Source organism: Streptomyces sp. NPDC051104, assembly GCF_040682835.1.
In the GTDB taxonomy this organism is placed as follows: Bacteria; Actinomycetota; Actinomycetes; order Streptomycetales; family Streptomycetaceae; genus Streptomyces; species Streptomyces cynarae.
Genome location: NZ_JBFBBS010000004.1, coordinates 200,097 through 216,263 on the forward strand (window position 1 = coordinate 200,097; position 16,167 = coordinate 216,263).

General features: G+C 72.1%; 15 protein-coding genes and 1 pseudogene. 8 read left to right on the forward strand and 8 right to left on the reverse strand.

The annotated features are described in order from the left end of the window. Positions 1-220: 220 nt before the first annotated feature. Positions 221-1,861, reverse strand: coding sequence for an APC family permease (locus tag AB0N14_RS09105; protein ID WP_366025025.1), 1,641 nt, complete (start codon positions 1,859-1,861; stop codon positions 221-223). A gap of 355 nt (positions 1,862-2,216) precedes the next feature. Between AB0N14_RS09105 and dhaK the strand changes: the two genes are divergently transcribed. The 3 genes from dhaK (at position 2,217) to AB0N14_RS09120 (ending at position 4,289) form a co-directional block, all read left to right on the forward strand. Then, positions 2,217-3,209 carry a dihydroxyacetone kinase subunit DhaK gene (gene dhaK, locus AB0N14_RS09110; protein WP_366025026.1) on the forward strand — a complete coding sequence of 331 codons (993 nt, stop codon included), beginning with the start codon at positions 2,217-2,219 and terminating at the stop codon, positions 3,207-3,209. Between the two features lie 71 nt (positions 3,210-3,280). After that, positions 3,281-3,880 carry a dihydroxyacetone kinase subunit DhaL gene (gene dhaL / locus AB0N14_RS09115; protein WP_366025027.1) on the forward strand — a complete coding sequence of 200 codons (600 nt, stop codon included), beginning with the start codon at positions 3,281-3,283 and terminating at the stop codon, positions 3,878-3,880. Between the two features lie 13 nt (positions 3,881-3,893). Further along, entirely contained in the window at positions 3,894-4,289 is a 396-nt protein-coding gene (locus tag AB0N14_RS09120) for a PTS fructose transporter subunit IIA (RefSeq protein WP_366025149.1), read from the forward strand. A gap of 246 nt (positions 4,290-4,535) precedes the next feature. On the opposite strand, the gene AB0N14_RS09125 is transcribed toward AB0N14_RS09120, so the two are convergent. The 3 genes from AB0N14_RS09125 to AB0N14_RS09135 form a co-directional block, all read right to left on the reverse strand. After that, positions 4,536-5,081: a PadR family transcriptional regulator gene (locus AB0N14_RS09125; RefSeq protein WP_366025028.1), complete on the reverse strand. Its 546-nt coding sequence runs from the start codon at positions 5,079-5,081 to the stop codon at positions 4,536-4,538. A 23-nt stretch (positions 5,082-5,104) separates the two neighbouring features. After that, positions 5,105-7,120 carry an NADPH-dependent 2,4-dienoyl-CoA reductase gene (locus AB0N14_RS09130; RefSeq protein ID WP_366025029.1) on the reverse strand — a complete coding sequence of 672 codons (2,016 nt, stop codon included), beginning with the start codon at positions 7,118-7,120 and terminating at the stop codon, positions 5,105-5,107. A gap of 133 nt (positions 7,121-7,253) precedes the next feature. Further along, complete coding sequence (locus tag AB0N14_RS09135; RefSeq protein ID WP_366025030.1) at positions 7,254-7,721, reverse strand: MarR family transcriptional regulator; 468 nt, start codon at positions 7,719-7,721, stop codon at positions 7,254-7,256. Between AB0N14_RS09135 and AB0N14_RS09140 the strand changes: the two are divergent. Continuing rightward, positions 7,689-8,354: pseudogene (locus AB0N14_RS09140) on the forward strand (alpha/beta hydrolase); the annotation flags it as partial. The gene AB0N14_RS09135 and the pseudogene AB0N14_RS09140 sit on opposite strands and share 33 nt — an antisense overlap. On the opposite strand, the gene AB0N14_RS09145 reads toward AB0N14_RS09140, so the two are convergent. After that, positions 8,351-9,127, reverse strand: a complete 777-nt coding sequence (locus tag AB0N14_RS09145) for a putative protein N(5)-glutamine methyltransferase (RefSeq protein ID WP_366025031.1) — start codon at positions 9,125-9,127, stop codon at positions 8,351-8,353. The pseudogene AB0N14_RS09140 and the gene AB0N14_RS09145 sit on opposite strands and share 4 nt — an antisense overlap. A 325-nt stretch (positions 9,128-9,452) precedes the next feature. Here AB0N14_RS09145 and AB0N14_RS09150 point away from each other — a divergent pair, with 325 nt between their 5' ends. Continuing rightward, positions 9,453-9,872 (forward strand): MarR family winged helix-turn-helix transcriptional regulator, encoded by a 420-nt coding sequence (locus AB0N14_RS09150; protein WP_366025150.1) that lies wholly within the window; start codon positions 9,453-9,455, stop codon positions 9,870-9,872. Positions 9,873-9,924: 52 nt separating this feature from the next. Here the strand turns inward: AB0N14_RS09150 and AB0N14_RS09155 are convergent, their stop codons facing one another. Both AB0N14_RS09155 and AB0N14_RS09160 read right to left on the reverse strand, forming a co-directional pair. After that, the gene (locus AB0N14_RS09155; protein WP_366025032.1) at positions 9,925-10,635 is read right to left on the reverse strand and encodes a GNAT family N-acetyltransferase; all 711 of its coding nucleotides are present in this window, start codon (positions 10,633-10,635) and stop codon (positions 9,925-9,927) included. Beyond that, complete coding sequence (locus AB0N14_RS09160) at positions 10,632-11,558, reverse strand: NADP-dependent oxidoreductase (protein ID WP_366025033.1); 927 nt, start codon at positions 11,556-11,558, stop codon at positions 10,632-10,634. The genes AB0N14_RS09155 and AB0N14_RS09160 overlap by 4 nt, the downstream gene beginning before the upstream one ends. A gap of 391 nt (positions 11,559-11,949) precedes the next feature. On the opposite strand from AB0N14_RS09160, the gene AB0N14_RS09165 reads away from it, so the two are divergent. After that, positions 11,950-12,534 (forward strand): hypothetical protein, encoded by a 585-nt coding sequence (locus AB0N14_RS09165; protein ID WP_366025034.1) that lies wholly within the window; start codon positions 11,950-11,952, stop codon positions 12,532-12,534. A gap of 94 nt (positions 12,535-12,628) precedes the next feature. After that, positions 12,629-13,594 carry an acetylxylan esterase gene (locus AB0N14_RS09170; RefSeq protein ID WP_366025035.1) on the forward strand — a complete coding sequence of 322 codons (966 nt, stop codon included), beginning with the start codon at positions 12,629-12,631 and terminating at the stop codon, positions 13,592-13,594. 39 nt (positions 13,595-13,633) lie between these two features. Here the strand turns inward: AB0N14_RS09170 and AB0N14_RS09175 are convergent, their stop codons facing one another. Then, positions 13,634-14,359, reverse strand: a complete 726-nt coding sequence (locus AB0N14_RS09175; RefSeq protein WP_366025036.1) for a class I SAM-dependent methyltransferase — start codon at positions 14,357-14,359, stop codon at positions 13,634-13,636. 126 nt (positions 14,360-14,485) lie between these two features. Here AB0N14_RS09175 and AB0N14_RS09180 point away from each other — a divergent pair, with 126 nt between their 5' ends. Beyond that, a complete protein-coding gene (locus tag AB0N14_RS09180) occupies positions 14,486-16,069 on the forward strand; it encodes an alpha-amylase family glycosyl hydrolase (protein ID WP_366025037.1) in 1,584 nt (527 codons plus the stop codon). Positions 16,070-16,167 lie beyond the last annotated feature (98 nt).

Here is a 16,167-nt window from a genome sequence, read left to right on the forward strand (position 1 = left end):
CGACCTGGTCGACGCCGCGTTCACGGCAGACTTCACCGGCTTCCGTCTCACCTGCACGCCCCCGGTGACGGTGCTGGGGGGAGCGGAGCTGACGCGTCATCACGGGTGAGGCCGCCGCCGGCGCACGGCGGCTCAGGCGCCCCGGGAAAGAAGGGGCGGGTGTCGTACTGGAAAGACGATCCGGTACGGCACCCGCCTCACTGCACACAGATCCGAGGGGTCAGTGCGTGGGCACGTCCACGACCACGACCTCGTCGATGCTGCGCTGGATCTCCTCCGGGCGCGGAGCGACGGCGCGGGCCCAGAAGTAGATGACCAGGGAGAAGACGGCGATGACCAGGATGTCCCACCACAGCGGGAGGTTGCCCTGGCCGCCGAAGGTGCCCTGCCAGGAGATCAGGCCCATGCCCAGCAGGTACACCGGCAGCCACTGGGCGGCCTTGAAGTCCATCCGGGGCGCGTCGGGCAGACCCTTGCTGTTGGCGTAGAGGGCGTAGCCGCCGAGCAGCACGTAGCCGAGGACGATCGCCACGCCGAGCCGCCAGAGGATGTCCCAGCCGGACCAGAAGATGATCAGGTTGGCCACCACGAAGGACAGCGGAGCGATCACCTTGCCGGCGGGCAGGCGGTAGGGGCGCTCGTGGTCCGGCAGCTTGTCGGTGAAGACGCCGTAGGCCAGCGGGGCGCCCGCGTACATCAGGACGCTCGCCGAGGTGATGAAACCGACCAGCTTCTGCCAGCTCGGGAAGGGCAGGAAGCAGATGACGCCGGTGACGAAGGAGAGGATCAGGCCGAACCACGGCACGCCGCGGGCGTCGACCTTCTCGAACAGCTTCGGCGCGTAGCCGTTCTTGGAGAGGCCGAAGGAGACGCGGGAGGTGGCGGTGGTGTAGATGAGGCCGGTGCCGCCGGGGGAGATCACCGCGTCGATGTACAGCACGACGGCCAACCAGCCGAGGCCGACCAGCGTGGCAAGGCCCGCCCACGGGCCCTCGATGCCCTTGAAGGCGAGCTTGGCCCAGCCGTGCGCGAAGCTGCTGTGCGGCAGCGCGGCGATGAACACGACCTGGAGCAGGACGTAGATGACCGCGCCGATCGCGACGGAGCCGAGGGTCGCGCGCGGCAGGTCGCGCTTGGGGTCGCGGCTCTCACCGGCGAGCTGGATCGCCTGCTCGAAGCCCAGGAGGGCGAAGATGATGCCGCTGGTGCTGATCGCGCCGAGCACACCCTTGGCGCCCATCGGGGCGAAGCCCTCCGAGGTGAAGTTGCCCGGGTGGAAGTTGCCCACCGCGACGATGAAGATCGCGGCCAGCGGCACGGCGATCTTCCACCAGGTGGCGGCGCTGTTGGTGTGCGCGAGGACCTTGACGCCGAGGAAGTTGACGGCGACGAAGACGGCCATCAGGAAGACGGCGACGACGAGACCGCTGACCGTCAGGGTGCCGTCGGAGGCGTGCTGGAAGCCCTGCGCGAAGTGCCAGTGCCCGAGGTAGCCGATCATGGCCTCGACCTCGATGGGGGCCACGGTCGCCGCCTGCAGCCAGGAGAACCAGCCGAAGGACATGCCGGCCAGGCCACCGAAGGCGTAGTGCGGATAGCGTGCCGTGCCGCCCGCCACCGGGAACATGCCGCCGAGCTCGGCGTGCACGAGGGCGAGGAGGACGATGGCGACCGCGCCGATCACCCACGAGATGGTCGCCGCGGGACCGGCTGTCATGACGGCGTTCTTGGCGCCGTAGAGCCAGCCGGAGCCGATGATGGACCCCACCGAGGCCCACATCAGTCCGATCAGGCCGACGTCCCGCCGCAGACCGGTCCGGTCGCGGGTGGCGTCAGGGGCTGCATGGTCCAGGTTCACCATGTCAAGGGGCCTCTCACTATCTGAGCAGGGAATTAACGCGCAATTGGCGGCTCAGGGTAGGAACCGAGACCCGTTCGACAGAAGGTCGTCACCTGAAATTTGACCCTTCCAGGGGGATTTCTTTTACTCACGCTTTGCGCAGGTCAGCCGGGCTTCCGGAATGTCCGTATTCAGTCCGGGAATGCGAGAAGAAAGTAAGACAGGTCACACCTGTAGAGATATTCGGCCCCCGGCAGCGGTCATGTCCATGCCGGGCGGCTCGAGCAGGCCGGACGCGCTGAAGAACGTCCGCACACGTGACCACCGCCTCCCGAACATCGATACTGCCGAGAGTGAGTGGACGCAGGAGGCTCCCATGAAGATGTTGATCAATGTCCCGGAGACGGTGGTCGCCGACGCGCTGCGGGGCATGGCGGCCGCGCACCCCGAGCTGACCGTGGATGTGGAGAACCGGGTGATCGTACGGCGTGACGCCCCGGTCGCCGGAAAGGTCGCGCTCGTCTCCGGCGGCGGTTCGGGGCACGAGCCGCTGCACGGCGGCTTCGTGGGCCCCGGCATGCTGTCGGCGGCCTGCCCGGGCGAGGTGTTCACCTCCCCGGTGCCCGACCAGATGGTACGGGCGGCGGCGGCCGTGGACAGCGGCGCCGGCGTCCTGTTCATCGTGAAGAACTACACCGGCGACGTGCTGAACTTCGACATGGCGGCGGAACTCGCCGAGGACGAGGGCATCCAGGTCGCGAAGGTCCTGGTCAACGATGACGTCGCCGTCACCGACAGCCTCTACACGGCGGGCCGGCGCGGCACCGGCGCCACCTTGTTCGTGGAGAAGATCGCGGGGGCGGCGGCCGACGAGGGGCAGCCGCTGGAGCGGGTGCAGGCCATCGCCCGGCAGGTCAACGAGAACTCCCGCAGCTTCGGTGTCGCCCTCGGCGCCTGCACCACGCCCGCCAAGGGGACCCCCACCTTCGACCTGCCGCCCGGCGAGCTGGAGTTGGGTATCGGCATCCACGGCGAGCCGGGCCGTGAGCGGCGCCCGATGATGACCGCACGGGAGATCGCCGACTTCTCGGTGAACGCCGTCCTGGACGACCTGGAGCCGCGCAATCCGGTGCTGGTCCTGGTCAACGGCATGGGCGCCACCCCGCTGCTGGAGCTGTACGGCTACAACGCGGAGGTGCAGCGGGTGCTGTCCGAGCGTGGCGCCCCGGTGGCCCGCACGCTGGTCGGCAACTATGTCACCTCCCTCGACATGGCCGGCGCCTCGGTCACCCTCTGCCAGGTCGACGAGGAGCTGCTGCGGCTGTGGGACGCACCGGTGAGCACGCCGGCGCTGCGCTGGGGCCTGTGAGCGACCTGTCCGCCGGGCCGGTCGCGGGGCAGACGAGTGAGGTCAACGTTCGTATCAGGCAAGGAGATGCAGTGCTCGACGCCGACTTCTTCCGCCGTTGGATGACGGCGGCCGCCGCGTCCGTCGACCGCGAGGCCGAGCGGCTGACCGCGCTCGACTCGCCGATCGGCGACGCCGACCACGGCAGCAACCTGCAGCGCGGCTTCCGCGCGGTCACGGCCACGCTGGAGAAGGAGGCGCCGGACACGCCCGGTGCGATTCTCCAGCTCGCGGGCCGTCAGCTGATCTCGACGGTCGGCGGTGCCTCCGGCCCGCTGTACGGGACGCTGCTGCGCCGCACCGGCAAGGCCCTCGGGGACGCCACCGAGGTGACCGAACAACAGCTGACGGACGCCGTGCGGGCGGGCGTGGACGCGGTGATGACGCTCGGCGGGGCCGCGCCCGGCGACAAGACCATGGTCGACGCCCTGGTGCCCGCGGTGGACGCGCTCGCCACCTCCTTCCGGGCGGCGGCGGCCGCCGCCGAGGAGGGTGCCGTGGCGACGACCCCGTTGCAGGCCCGCAAGGGCCGGGCGAGCTATCTGGGTGAGCGCAGCATCGGGCATCAGGATCCCGGCGCCACCTCCTCCGCCCTGCTGATCGCCGCGCTCGTGGAGGCCTCCGGTGAGTGAGGGCACGGAGAACATGGTCGGGATCGTGCTCGTCTCGCACAGCCCGGCGGTCGCCGAGTCGGTGGCGGCGCTGGCGAAGGCGCTGTCGGGCGGCGGGACCACCGCGCCCATCGCCGCGGCGGGCGGCACGGTGGACGGCGGGTTCGGAACGAGCTCCGAGCTGGTGTCCGCCGCGGCGGCCTCCGTCAACCGGGGTGCGGGGGTCGCCGTACTCATGGACCTGGGCAGCGCTGTCCTCACCGTGAAGGCGCTGCTCGCGGAGGGCGACGAGCTTCCGGCGAACACGCGGCTGGTCGACGCCCCGTTCGTCGAGGGTGCGGTCGCCGCGATGGTCACGGCGTCGACGGGCGCGGACCTGGCGGCGGTGGAGGCGGCGGCCAGGGAGGCGTACTCCTACCGGAAGGAGTGACGGGGCGCCCCAGTCGTGGGGATGGTGCGGCCGGGGGCCGGGGCGGAACGGGGCCCCGGCCCCCGGCCGCGTTCGCCGGCGCGGGATCAGCGACGACAGCGGACCGCGCCGTCGGCACGAACTGCCCTCGAAGGCAAGCGAGTTCACGCCGCGTAGGGCACCAGCATACGTAGCCCGGGCGCGCCCGGGCCAACGCCGCCCCCGTCCGCGGGGTCCGGTTGGGCTGTCCGGGTGCGAGCGGATCCGCTATTCGGGTGCGGGCAGCTCCTGGAACTCCTCCAGGGCGTGGGTGAGCCACTGGATCCAGAAGGTCTCCAGGTCGATGCCCGCCCGCAGCACGAGGTGCTGGAGGCGGTCCCGCACCGAGTCACGGCCGGGCCCGAAGTCACGTTCCTCGATCTCCCGGTACTCGGCCAGCTGGCGCCGGTGCAGGTCGAGATGGCGGCGCAGGTCCGCCTCCATCCCCTCGGTGCCGACGACGGCGGCGGCGCGCAGCCGCAGCAGCAGCACGTCCCGGTGCGGCTTGGGGTCCTGGGAGGCGGCCGTCCAGCGGGCGAGTTCGGCGCGGCCGGCCGGCAGGACCTCGTACGACTTCTTCTGCCCGCGGGCCGGCTGCTCGGCGGGCAGGGTGCGGATCAGGCCGTCGCTCTCGAGGCGTCCCAGCTCGCGATAGATCTGCTGGTGGGTGGCCGACCAGAAGTAGCCGATCGACCGGTCGAACCGGCGGGTCAGTTCCAGCCCCGACGACGGCTTCTCCAGCAGGGCGGTCAGGATCGCGTGCGGGAGGGACATGGCCTCATCCTAGGGACCGGCTCCTACAGTGCCGCTGCCAGCTCGGTGCCCTGCTTGATCGCACGCTTGGCATCCAGCTCGGCCGCCACGTCGGCGCCACCGATGAGGTGCGGGGTGCGGCCCGCGGCGAGAAGCTCCTCGTACAGGTCGCGGCGCGGCTCCTGCCCCGTGCACAGGACGATCGTGTCGACCTCCAGGACGCGGCTCTCCCCGTCCACGGTGATGTGCAGCCCGGCGTCGTCGATCCGGTCGTAGCCGACGCCCGGCACCATGGTCACGCCCCGGTGCTTCAGCTCGGCGCGGTGGATCCAGCCGGTGGTCTTGCCGAGCCCGGCGCCGACCTTGGAGGTCTTGCGCTGGAGGAGGTGGACGGTGCGCGGCGGGGCGGGCCGCTCGGGGGCGGCCAGGCCGCCGGGGGCGCGGTAGTCCATGTCGACGCCCCAGTGGCGGAAGTACGTCGCCGGGTCCTCGCTCGCCTTGTCACCGCCGTCGGTGAGGTACTCGGCGACGTCGAACCCGATGCCGCCCGCGCCGAGGATCGCCACGCGGTCGCCGACGGGCGCGCCGTCCCGCAGCACGTCGAGGTAGCCGAGGACGCGGGGGTGGTCGACGCCGGGGATGTCGGGCGTGCGGGGGGAGACGCCCGTCGCCACGACGATCTCGTCGTATCCGGACAGGTCACCGGCGGCGACAGGGGTGTTCAACCGGACGTCCACGCCGCGCAGGTCGAGCTGGGTGCGGAAGTAGCGCAGGGTCTCGTCGAACTCCTGCTTGCCCGGCACCTTGCGGGCCACGTTGAGCTGGCCGCCGATCTCACCCGCCGCCTCGTACAGCGTGACGTCGTGGCCGCGCTCGGCGGCGGAGACGGCACAGGCGAGTCCGGCGGGACCGGCGCCGACGACGGCGACGCGCTTGCGCAGCCGGGTGGGGGCGAGGACGAGTTCGGTCTCGTGGCAGGCGCGCGGGTTGACCAGGCAGGAGGTGATCCGTCCGCTGAAGGTGTGGTCGAGACAGGCCTGGTTGCAGCCGATGCAGGTGTTGATGGTCTCGGGCCGCCCGGCCGCGGCCTTGGCGACGAAGTCCGGGTCGGCGAGCATCGGGCGGGCCAGGGACACCATGTCGGCGTGTCCCTCGGCGATCAACTGCTCGGCCAGCTCGGGGGTGTTGATGCGGTTGGTCGTCACCAGCGGCACCGAGACGGCGCCCATGACCTTCTTGGTCACCCAGGCGTACGCGCCGCGCGGCACGGAGGTGGCGATGGTGGGGATGCGGGCCTCGTGCCAGCCGATACCGGTGTTGATGATCGTGGCTCCGGCGGCCTCGACCGCCTTGGCGAGGGTGACGACCTCCTCCAGGGACGAGCCGCCGGGGACCAGGTCCAGCATGGAGAGCCGGTAGACGAGGATGAAGTCCTCGCCGACCGCTTCGCGGACGCGGCGCACGATCTCGACCGGGAAGCGCATCCGGTTCTCGTAGGAGCCGCCCCAGCGGTCGGTGCGCCGGTTGGTCCCCGCCACGATGAACTCGTTGATCAGGTAGCCCTCGGAGCCCATGATCTCCACGCCGTCGTACCCGGCCTGCCGGGCCAGGCGGGCGGCGCGTGCGTAGTCGTCGATCGTCTGCTCGACTTCCGCGTCGGTGAGGGCATGGGGGACGAACGGGCTGATCGGCGCCTGGACGGCGCTGGGCGCGACGAGGTCGCGGTGGTAGGCGTAGCGGCCGAAGTGGAGGATCTGCATCGCGATCCGCCCGCCCTCACGGTGCACGGCGTCGGTGATGACGCGGTGCTGTTCGGCCTCCGCATCGACGGTGAGCTTGGCGCCGCCCTCGTACGGGCGTCCGGCCTCGTTGGGGGCGATACCGCCGGTGACGATGAGCCCCACTCCCCCGCGCGCCCGCTCGGCGTAGAACGCGGCCATGCGCTCGAAGCCGCGCTCGGCCTCCTCCAGGCCCACGTGCATCGAGCCCATGAGCACGCGGTTGGGCAGCGTGGTGAAGCCCAGGTCGAGCGGGGTCAGCAGGTGCGGGTAGCGGCTCATGGAGGCCCTCCGTGCGGCGTGTCGTCCGTCTGTTGTAGACGACGGCGACAGGTTTGTGCAACTAGTTGCACAAAGCCGAAGGGCGGTTCGGGTGCCGGCCCTCAGTCAGCCGTCAGCCGGCCTCTGTCAGCCCTCAGTCCACGTCCACGTCGTCGAAGAGGTCGAGCATCCGGGTCAGCACCCGCAGACACGCCTGCAGATCGGCCTCGGTCAGGTCGCCGCGCACCTGCCGCAGCAGCCTGTACTCGGGGGCCGTGACGGCGTCGATCACCGCCTGCCCCTCGTGGGTGGGCCGGAACAGCGAGGAGCGCTTGTGAGCAGGGTTCGGGATACTCTCGACCAGCCCGCGCGGCGCCGCCTCGTTGACCATCCGCTGTACGAACTGCCTGCTGAGCGCCTGCGCGCGCCCCATTTTCGGGACGGTCATGGGCCCGTGGTCGCGCAGCAGGGCGAGCACGGCGCGTACGCCGACGGAGACGCCCTCGATCGCTTCGGCCTGTTCGACCTTGCGCTGCACCCGCCGGTACAGCGGGCCCACCAGGGCGAAGACCTCGTGTTCGCGCGGACCCACCCCGTGATCGCCCCGGACGCGCGCGGCCACGGGGCGTCCTCGAACGCGACCCGGCCGTTCCGCCAAACCGACGACCTCGCCGCGCTGCTGCGCCACCTCGGCACCGGTCCCGCGACCCTGCTCGGGCTGTCGATGGGCGGAGCGATCGCCGTGGACACCGCCCTGGAGCACCCGGACCTCGTCCGCGCCCCCGTCGTCGGCACGAGGGAGCCCGACTTCCAGGACCCGTGGACGCAGTCCGTCAGCTCCGCGTACTGGCATGCGCTCGGCGCCGGTGACATCGACGCCTTCGTGGACGCGTTCGCACGGTTCACGTACGGCCCGCAGCGCACGGCCGAGGACGTCGACCCCTAAGTCGAGCGGCGGGTGCGGGAGATGGCCCGCGCGACGATCACCAAGCACACCGGCGACGAGCCGGACCACTCGGTCCGCGTCACCGACACCTGGGCCCGCGCCGCGAAGATCGGGGTACCCGTGCGGGCCGTCAACGGCGGCATCGACTCGCCCGACCACATCGGCATGGCCGAGCGTCTGGTCCGCACCGTCGCGCACGGCCGGGCCACGGTCGTGGAGGGCACCGGGCACTACCCCAACATGGAGCGGCCCGATGCCTTCAACGCGATCGTCCGGGACTTCCTGCGCTCGCCCGAGGGGAGTCGCTAGCGCCTGGTGCCGATCAGCACGTTGGCGTACAACTCCTCCGAGACGGCGAGCCGGACATCGAGGCCGCCGTGGGTGAACGCCTCGATCGCGGAGGGCACTTGGCGTTCGCTCGTCTCGACGAGCAGACGGCCGCCGGGTGCCAGCCACGCGGACGCCTCGGCGGTGACCCGGCGCAGCACCTCCAGGCCGTCGGAGCCGCCGTCCAGAGCCGTCAGGGGCTCGTGGTCGCGTGCCTCGGACGGCAGCAGCGCGACCTCGTCCGTGGGGACGTAGGGGACGTTGGCGGTCAGGACGTCGACACGGCCGCGCAATTCGTCCGGGAGGGCGGCGAACAGGTCGCCCTCATGGACCCGGCCGTCGTACGCGGCGACGTTGCGGCGGGCGCAGCGCACGGCGGCCGGGTCGATGTCGGCGGCGTGGAGTTCGGGCCGGTCGAGCCCGGCCGCCAGCGCCGCGCCGACCGCGCCCGAGCCACAACACAGGTCCACGACGAGACGGGCACCGCGAGAGACGGCGAGGGCCTGTTCGACGAGGAACTCGGTGCGGCGGCGGGGCACGAAGACGCCCGGCTCCATCGCGATGCGCAGGCCGTGGAACTCGGCCCAGCCCAGGACGTGTTCCAGGGGGAGCCCGGCGACGCGCCGGTCGACCATCCGGGCGGCCTCGTCGCGGGTGCGGGCGGTGGACAGGATCAACTCAGCCTCGTCCTCGGCGAAGACACAGCCGGCGGAACGCAGCGCGGAGACGACGTGGGAACGTGACAGTGGTGGCATGGAGCGGAGAAAGCCTTCCGGTGGACCGAAGGGCGCACTCACGGTCAGCCGGCGGCGGTGGTCCGCGCCGTCCTGAGGTGGGAGAGCACCCGAACCGACACAGCGGTGATGGGACTCACCTCCTCGGCCACACCAGCCGGGACGGTCCGCGGCCAGGACGGACACCCTAGCAGGAGGGACGTTCGCGGAAGCCCCCTCCGGCCGCGAAGACGTCCGCGCCAGCCCAAGTTGTATTCTACAACTGAGTGACGAGGGAGGTCCCGTGCAGACAGAGCGCGCCACCGCCGCGTCCGCGGAAGCCGCCGTCGAGACCATTCAGCGCGAGATGACGGTGTTCGCCCGGCGCGCCCGGGCCTCGGCCGGCCGTATGCACCCGGAGCTGTCCCTGGTCTCGTACACGCTGCTCGGGCACCTGGAGGAGAGCGGCGGCTGCCGGGCGACCGACCTGGCCGCGCACTACGCCCTGGACAAGTCCACGGTGAGCCGTCAGGTGGCCGCGCTGGAGCGGGCCGGGCTGATCGAGCGGCGGCAGGATCCGGACGACCACCGGGTCCAGGTGCTGCAGCTGACCCAGGCGGGCACGCGGATCCTCGCCCAGGTCACGGAGAGCCGCCGGGAGGCGTTCCGGGAACGGCTCGCGGGCTGGCCGGAGCAGGACCTGGAACGCTTCGCGGCCTACCTGCTGCGCTACAACGCAGCGGCCGTCGCCCCACCGGTCGGGCCGCCCGCCCCCGCTGACGGCTGACGACGAGCGACGCGAAGGGGCCCGCCTGCGGCGAACCCCGTGGGCCCTGCCGTCAGATCCCCACCACCTGCTCGTCCCCCAGCCGCTCCGGGACCCGCGCCGACACGAACTTCGTCGTGCGGCGCAGGCGGAAGCCCAGGGACTCGTAGAGGCGGATGGCGCCTGTGTTGCCCGCGCCGGTGTGCAGGAACGGGGTCTCGCCACGCTCGCGGATGCCGTGAGCGACCGCCAGGACCAGCCGGGTGGCCAGGCCCTGCCCGCGGAACGCCGGATCGGTGCACACGGCGCTGATCTCGGTCCAGCCGGGCGGGTGCAGCCGTTCGCCCGCCATGGCGACCAGGGCTCCGCCGCGGCGGATGCCCAGGTAGGTGCCCAGTTCGATGGTGCGCGGCAGGAACGGCCCGGGTCGCGTGCGCGCCACCAGGTCCAGCATCTCGGGCACGTCGGCCGCAGTGAGCCGTACGGCCTCCGGGTCGGGCGCGGCGGCTATGCCGTCGTCGACGAGTTGCACGCCGTCGAGGGCAAAGGTGATCTCCCAGCCGTCCGGGACCTCCCCGCGGAAGCCGGGGAGCGGGGCCTCGGCACCGGGACCCGCCAGCGCCGCGAGGTCGGCCCAGTCGTCGGCGTCCGGATCCTCCGGCAGGCCCACCCACGGGGACACGTCGACGGGGTAACGCAGGATGCGGCCCCGGCGCTCCGCGAAGTGGGCGTGCGGGCCGGTCAGCGAGGCGAGCGCCGGGTGGTCGAGCACGTGGTCGCTCATGCGGCGACCTCGATCACGACCTTGCCGCGGGCGTGCCCGTCCTCCACCAGGCGCAGGGCCTCCCCGGCCTGTTCGAGCGGGAAGGTCCGTGTGACATACGGGTTCAGCTCACCGGCCACCACCAGCCGTGCCACCTCGTCGAGCACCGCGGCGGTACGGGCGCGCTCCACCCGCGCGCCGCCCAGCCGCCCGACCTCCTGCGGGGACGCCCCTGCGGTGATCAGCTTGGAGCGGTCGGTCAGCAGGGTCGCCGTCTCCTCCAGCACCTCGCCGCCGACCAGGTCGTAGACGCCGTCGACGCCGTCCGGTGCGGCCGCCCGCACCCGCGCGGCAAGATCCGTGCCCGAGGGGACGTGGACGGCGCCGAGCTGCTCGACGAAGCCCTGCTTGCCCTCGCTGGCCGTGCCCACGACACGCAGGCCGAAGGCGCGGGCGATCTGCACGACCGCGACGCCGACTCCCCCGCCGGCGCCGGTGACCAGCAGGGTCGCACCGGCGGGCAGGCCGAGCTGCCGGATGCCGTCGTAGGCGGTGGCCGCGGCGACCGGCAGGACCGCTGCGTCCCTGAGGGACAGGCCGCCCGGCACGTGCGCGGTCACCGTCGCGGGCAGCAGCGCGTATTCGGCGTATCCGCCGGCCACGGTGTTGCCGAAGACCGCGTCCCCGACGGCGAAACCGGTCACGCCCTCGCCGATCTCCTCGACGATCCCGGCGGCCTCGCTGCCGAACACCACCGGGAACTCGGGCGTGCCGCTGTCGCCGGGGCGCCGGAAGCCCGAGCGCAGCTTCCAGTCGACGGGGTTGACGCCCGCCGCACGCACCGCGACGAGGAGCTGTCCGGGGCCGGGGCCCGGCCGGTCCGCGTCGATGAACGTCTCCGTCTCGGGGCCGCCGTAGCGGGTGTACGCATACGCCTTGGGCATGTCCTGCCTCACTCTCCTTCGCTGTCGCCGGACCACCCGTCGCAGGAGCCACCGGTCCCGGCCACTACAGCGCAAGGAAGATCACGGGGCGGCTATTCCCGGGCGTCGGCAGAGTTCATACGCCTGCAATGACCGGCCCCGGTGAGCGCCCCGGCGCACCGGCAGCGGGGTGTCGCCGCGGGGCGGGCCAAGGTTTCGCGGCCACAGGTCCGGGAACCCCGCCCGAGAGGGAGAATGGGCGTAAAAGCCGCTTCACAAGCCGCTTCGTGTCGGACACGTCCCGTCGGGGACGGTCCACCCCGGGCCACGGGAGGCACCCGGGCCGTGCGCCGAGTGGCGACGCCCGCCGCGCACCGACCCGCCGGCGGGGTATGGCGGCAAGGAGGTCGAGATGCGAACCCGGGTGCGCGGCTGGCACTGGAAGCGCAATCCGCTGCGCCGCCGTTGCGATGTCGTCGAGGCGTGGACGGCGTTGATCGTCGCCGTGCTGCTGTGTGTCGGGGCGCCGCTCGTCGGCACGGCCGTGGCCTGGCGGGCGTATGAGCAGGGGCATGCCACGCAGGTGGCCCAGCGCGCAGAACGCCACCAGGTGGCCGCGGTGCTCGCCGAGGACGCCCCGGCCGCCGCGCCCGCGACGCAGGGCGGGAAGCAGCCCCTGTACCCGGCGAAGGTGCGCTGGAGCGAGCCGGGCAAGGGCACGCTGACCACGATCGCCGAGGTCCCGGCGGGTTCGCGCAGCGGCGACCGGGTGCCGGTGTGGCTGGACTCCAGGGATCGCGGGGTCGCCCCGCCACCGAGTGACGGCGCGGTGTGGCAGCACGCCCTGACGGCCGGTGTGTGGGCCGCAGGCGGCATGGCCGGGACGGTACTCCTGGCCCGCGCGGTGACCAGGCGGGTCGCCGAGCGACACCGCATGGCGGAGTGGGAGGCCGAGTGGGCCCGCACCGGGCCCGAGTGGGGGCGGCGGACGGCCTGACCGCGCTCACAAGGAGGCCAATGAAGGTCTGGCGGGTCCCTGACGGCCACCGTACGGTGTGATCATCCGCACCTGACGTCAAAGGTGGTCCGTCATGGCCCTGTTCGACCTGCCGCTGGACGAACTCCGCGAGTACCGCAGCGCGTCCGTCGAGCCCGCGGACTTCGACGCGTTCTGGACGAAGACGCTCCAGGAGGCCCGCGAGCACGACTTGGACGCCCGTTTCGAACCCGTCGAGACGGGACTGAGGACGGTGCAGGTGTACGACGCGACGTTCGCCGGGTTCGGCGGCCACCCGGTGAAGGGCTGGCTGACCGTGCCCCTCTCCGTGGGGGGTCCGCTGCCGACGGTCGTGGAGTTCGTCGGCTACGGCGGTGGACGCGCCCTTCCGCACGAGCATCTGCTGTGGGCCTCGGCGGGTTTCGCGCACTTCGTGATGGACACGCGGGGCCAGGGCAGCGGGTGGGGCGGCGGTGAGACTCCGGACCCGGTGGGCAGCGCGCCGTCCTTCCCCGGGTTCATGACGCGCGGGATCGAGGACCCCGAAAGCTACTACTACCGGCGGGTGTTCACGGATGGCGTGCGCGCCGTGGAGGCGGCCCGCGCGCATCCGCTGACCGACGCCTCCCGTACCGCGGCCGTCGGCGGCAGCCAGGGCGGCGGTATCACGATCGCGGTCGGCGGTCTCGTACCGGACCTGGTGGCCGTCGCGCCGGACGTGCCGTTCCTGTGCGACTTCCCGCGCGCGACGACGCTCACGGACCGCCACCCGTACCGGGAGATCGGCAGCTACCTCAAGACGCACCGCGGCCGTACCGAGCAGGTCATGCGGACCCTGTCGTACTTCGACGGCGTGCACTTCGCCGCGCGCGGCCGGGCGCCCGCGCTGTTCTCGGCGGCGCTGGAGGACCAGACGTGTCCGCCGTCGACGGTGTTCGCCGCGTTCAACGCGTGGGCGCACGAGGAGAAGACGGTCGAGGTCTACGACTTCAACGACCACGAGGGCGGCGGCGCCCACCAGCAGGGGGTCAAGCTGCGCTGGCTGCCGGCACGTTTCTGACGAACCAGGGAGACCCGGCCGAGGCCCGCGCGGGTCCGGTCAGGTCCGGGTGGCCACGATCAGCCGGCAGCGTGGGCTGCCGTCTGGCCGGTGGCCGAAGTCCGTCAGTGCCCGGTGCGCCACGGTGAATCCGGCGCGGGTCAGCTCGCGCCGGACGTCACCGAAGCGGAACGTCCGGTAGTACATGACGAACGGCGGCCGCCACAGGGCGTTGCGCACCCGCATCGTGGTGTCGAAGCCGAGCAGCGCCCAGTACCAGGGCGAGGCCGGGGACGGCGGGGCGCCGATGGGGAACACGAATCGTCCGCCGGGCCGCAGCACGGAGTGCACCTCGGCGAACAGGCCGGGCAGCTCGCGCGGCAGGAAGTGGCCGAACGCGCCGAAGCTCACCGCCAGGTCGAAGACGGGGCCGAACGGCAGGGCGCGGGCGTCACCGCGCACCCACGCGACGCGCGGCGGCCCGTCGGACCGTACCCGTGCGCGTGCGACGGCCAGCATGCCCGCGCTGAAGTCGACGCCGGTGACGCTCTCGCGGCAGACGGTGCGCAGCACATCCGTCCCCGCGCCCGTACCGCAGCACAGGTCGAGCCCGCGCGCGAAGGGTCCCATTCCCTTCAGCTCCCCTTGGACGGCGTCGAGGACGGCGTGCGGGGTCCGGAAGGGCGTGTGGTCGAACTTGGGCGCGAGCAGGTCATAACCGCGCTCGACCGACGACAGCGCCTGGACGGTCAGCTCGCGGAGGGTGGGACCGTGCGGGGAGAACATCGGCATCAGCTTAGAACAGCGCCGCCCCAGGGAGGGGCTCATCTCCGACCGTTCGATTCGGATCATCTTCGGTCAACGGCCGACGACGCCTGCGGGGCCGCCCGCCGCTCACCTAGGGTCGTGTGCATGACTTCGTTCCGTCCTGCCCCCGCCTGGCTGGCCGACGCCGTCTTCTACCAGATCTACCCTCAGTCGTTCGCCGACTCGAACGGCGACGGCATCGGTGACTTCGACGGGATCACCGAGCGCCTGGACCACCTCGCGTGGCTGGGCGTGAACACCGTGTGGCTCAACCCCTGTTTCGTCTCCCCGTTCCGCGACGCGGGGTACGACGTCGCGGACTACCTGACGATCGCGCCCCGCTACGGCTCCGCCGACGATCTCGCCACGCTCGTCGACGAGGCGGGCCGCCGCGGCATCCGCATCCTCCTCGACCTCGTCGCCGGACACACCTCCGACGCGCACCCGTGGTTCCGGGCCTCGGCGGACGACCCGGACGACCACCGCTGCATCTGGGCCCCCGAGGGCCGTCCCGAGGGCTTCGTCCCCTCCCCCGGCACCCGTCCCGGCTCCTATCTGCCGAACTTCTTCGACAGCCAGCCCGCCCTCAACTTCGGCTATGCGCGGGAGAATCCGGCCGAGCCCTGGCGACAGCCGGTCGACGCGGAGGGCCCGCGCGCCAACCGGGCCGCACTGCGCGAGATCATGGACCACTGGCTGCGGTTCGGCGTCTTCGGTTTCCGCGTCGACATGGCCGCGTCCCTCGTCAAGGACGACCCGGACAAGACGGAGACGACCGCGATCTGGACCGAGTTGCGCCACTGGCTGGACCGGGCGCACCCGGAGGCGGTGCTGCTGTCGGAGTGGGGCGACCCGGAGGTGTCCGTCCCGGCGGGCTTCCACACGGACTTCTTCCTGCACTTCGGCGGCCCCACGAACGGTCTGCCGCTGCGGTCCCTGTGGAGCAACGGCGAGGGCACGGTGAACGCGGCCTGGGACCCTCTGGACTGCTTCTTCGACCCCAGCGGCAGGGGCTCCGCGCGCCCGTTCGTGGAGGCGTACGACAAGGCGACAACGGCGCTGGCGGGCTCCGGCTTCGTCTCCCTGCCGACCGCCAACCACGACTTCTCCCGGCTGAACTGCGGCCCACGCACGGCCGAGCAGCTCCCGGCGGCCTTCGCGTTCCAGCTGACCTGGCCGACACTGCCGGCGATCTACTACGGCGACGAGATCGGCATGCGGTACGTCCCAGGTCTGCCCGACAAGGAGGGCAGCGTCCTCGGCCCCCGCTACAACCGGGCGGGCTCCCGCACCCCGATGCAGTGGGACGAGGGCCCGAACGCCGGCTTCTCCACGGCGCCCGAGGACCTCCTCTACCTCCCCCTGGATCCCTCCCCCGACCGCCCGACGGTGGCCGCGCAGCGCGCCGACGAGACCTCGCTGCTGCATCTCGTACGCCGGCTGATCGCCCTGCGCAGGACCACACCGGAGTTCGGCCCGCGCGGTGCGGTGGAGGTGCTGCACACCGGATACCCGTTCGTGTACGTCCGGGGCGGCCGGTTTCTGGTGGTCGTCAACCCGCGGAGCAGCGAGGCGAGTTACGGGTACTCCGCCACCGGTCGCGCGCTGGAGGTGTCGGGGGTGGAGCTCGCGGGCGGGACGATCACGGCCCGGGCATTCGGCTACGGCATCTTCGAACTCGGCGGGTAGCGGAGCCGGGTGTCCGGCGATGGGCCTCGCAGGGCCGAGAACAGCGCATCGGGGGTCGGAGCGCAGGTATACGCTGGCAGTGAGGGTGAGGTGAGCCC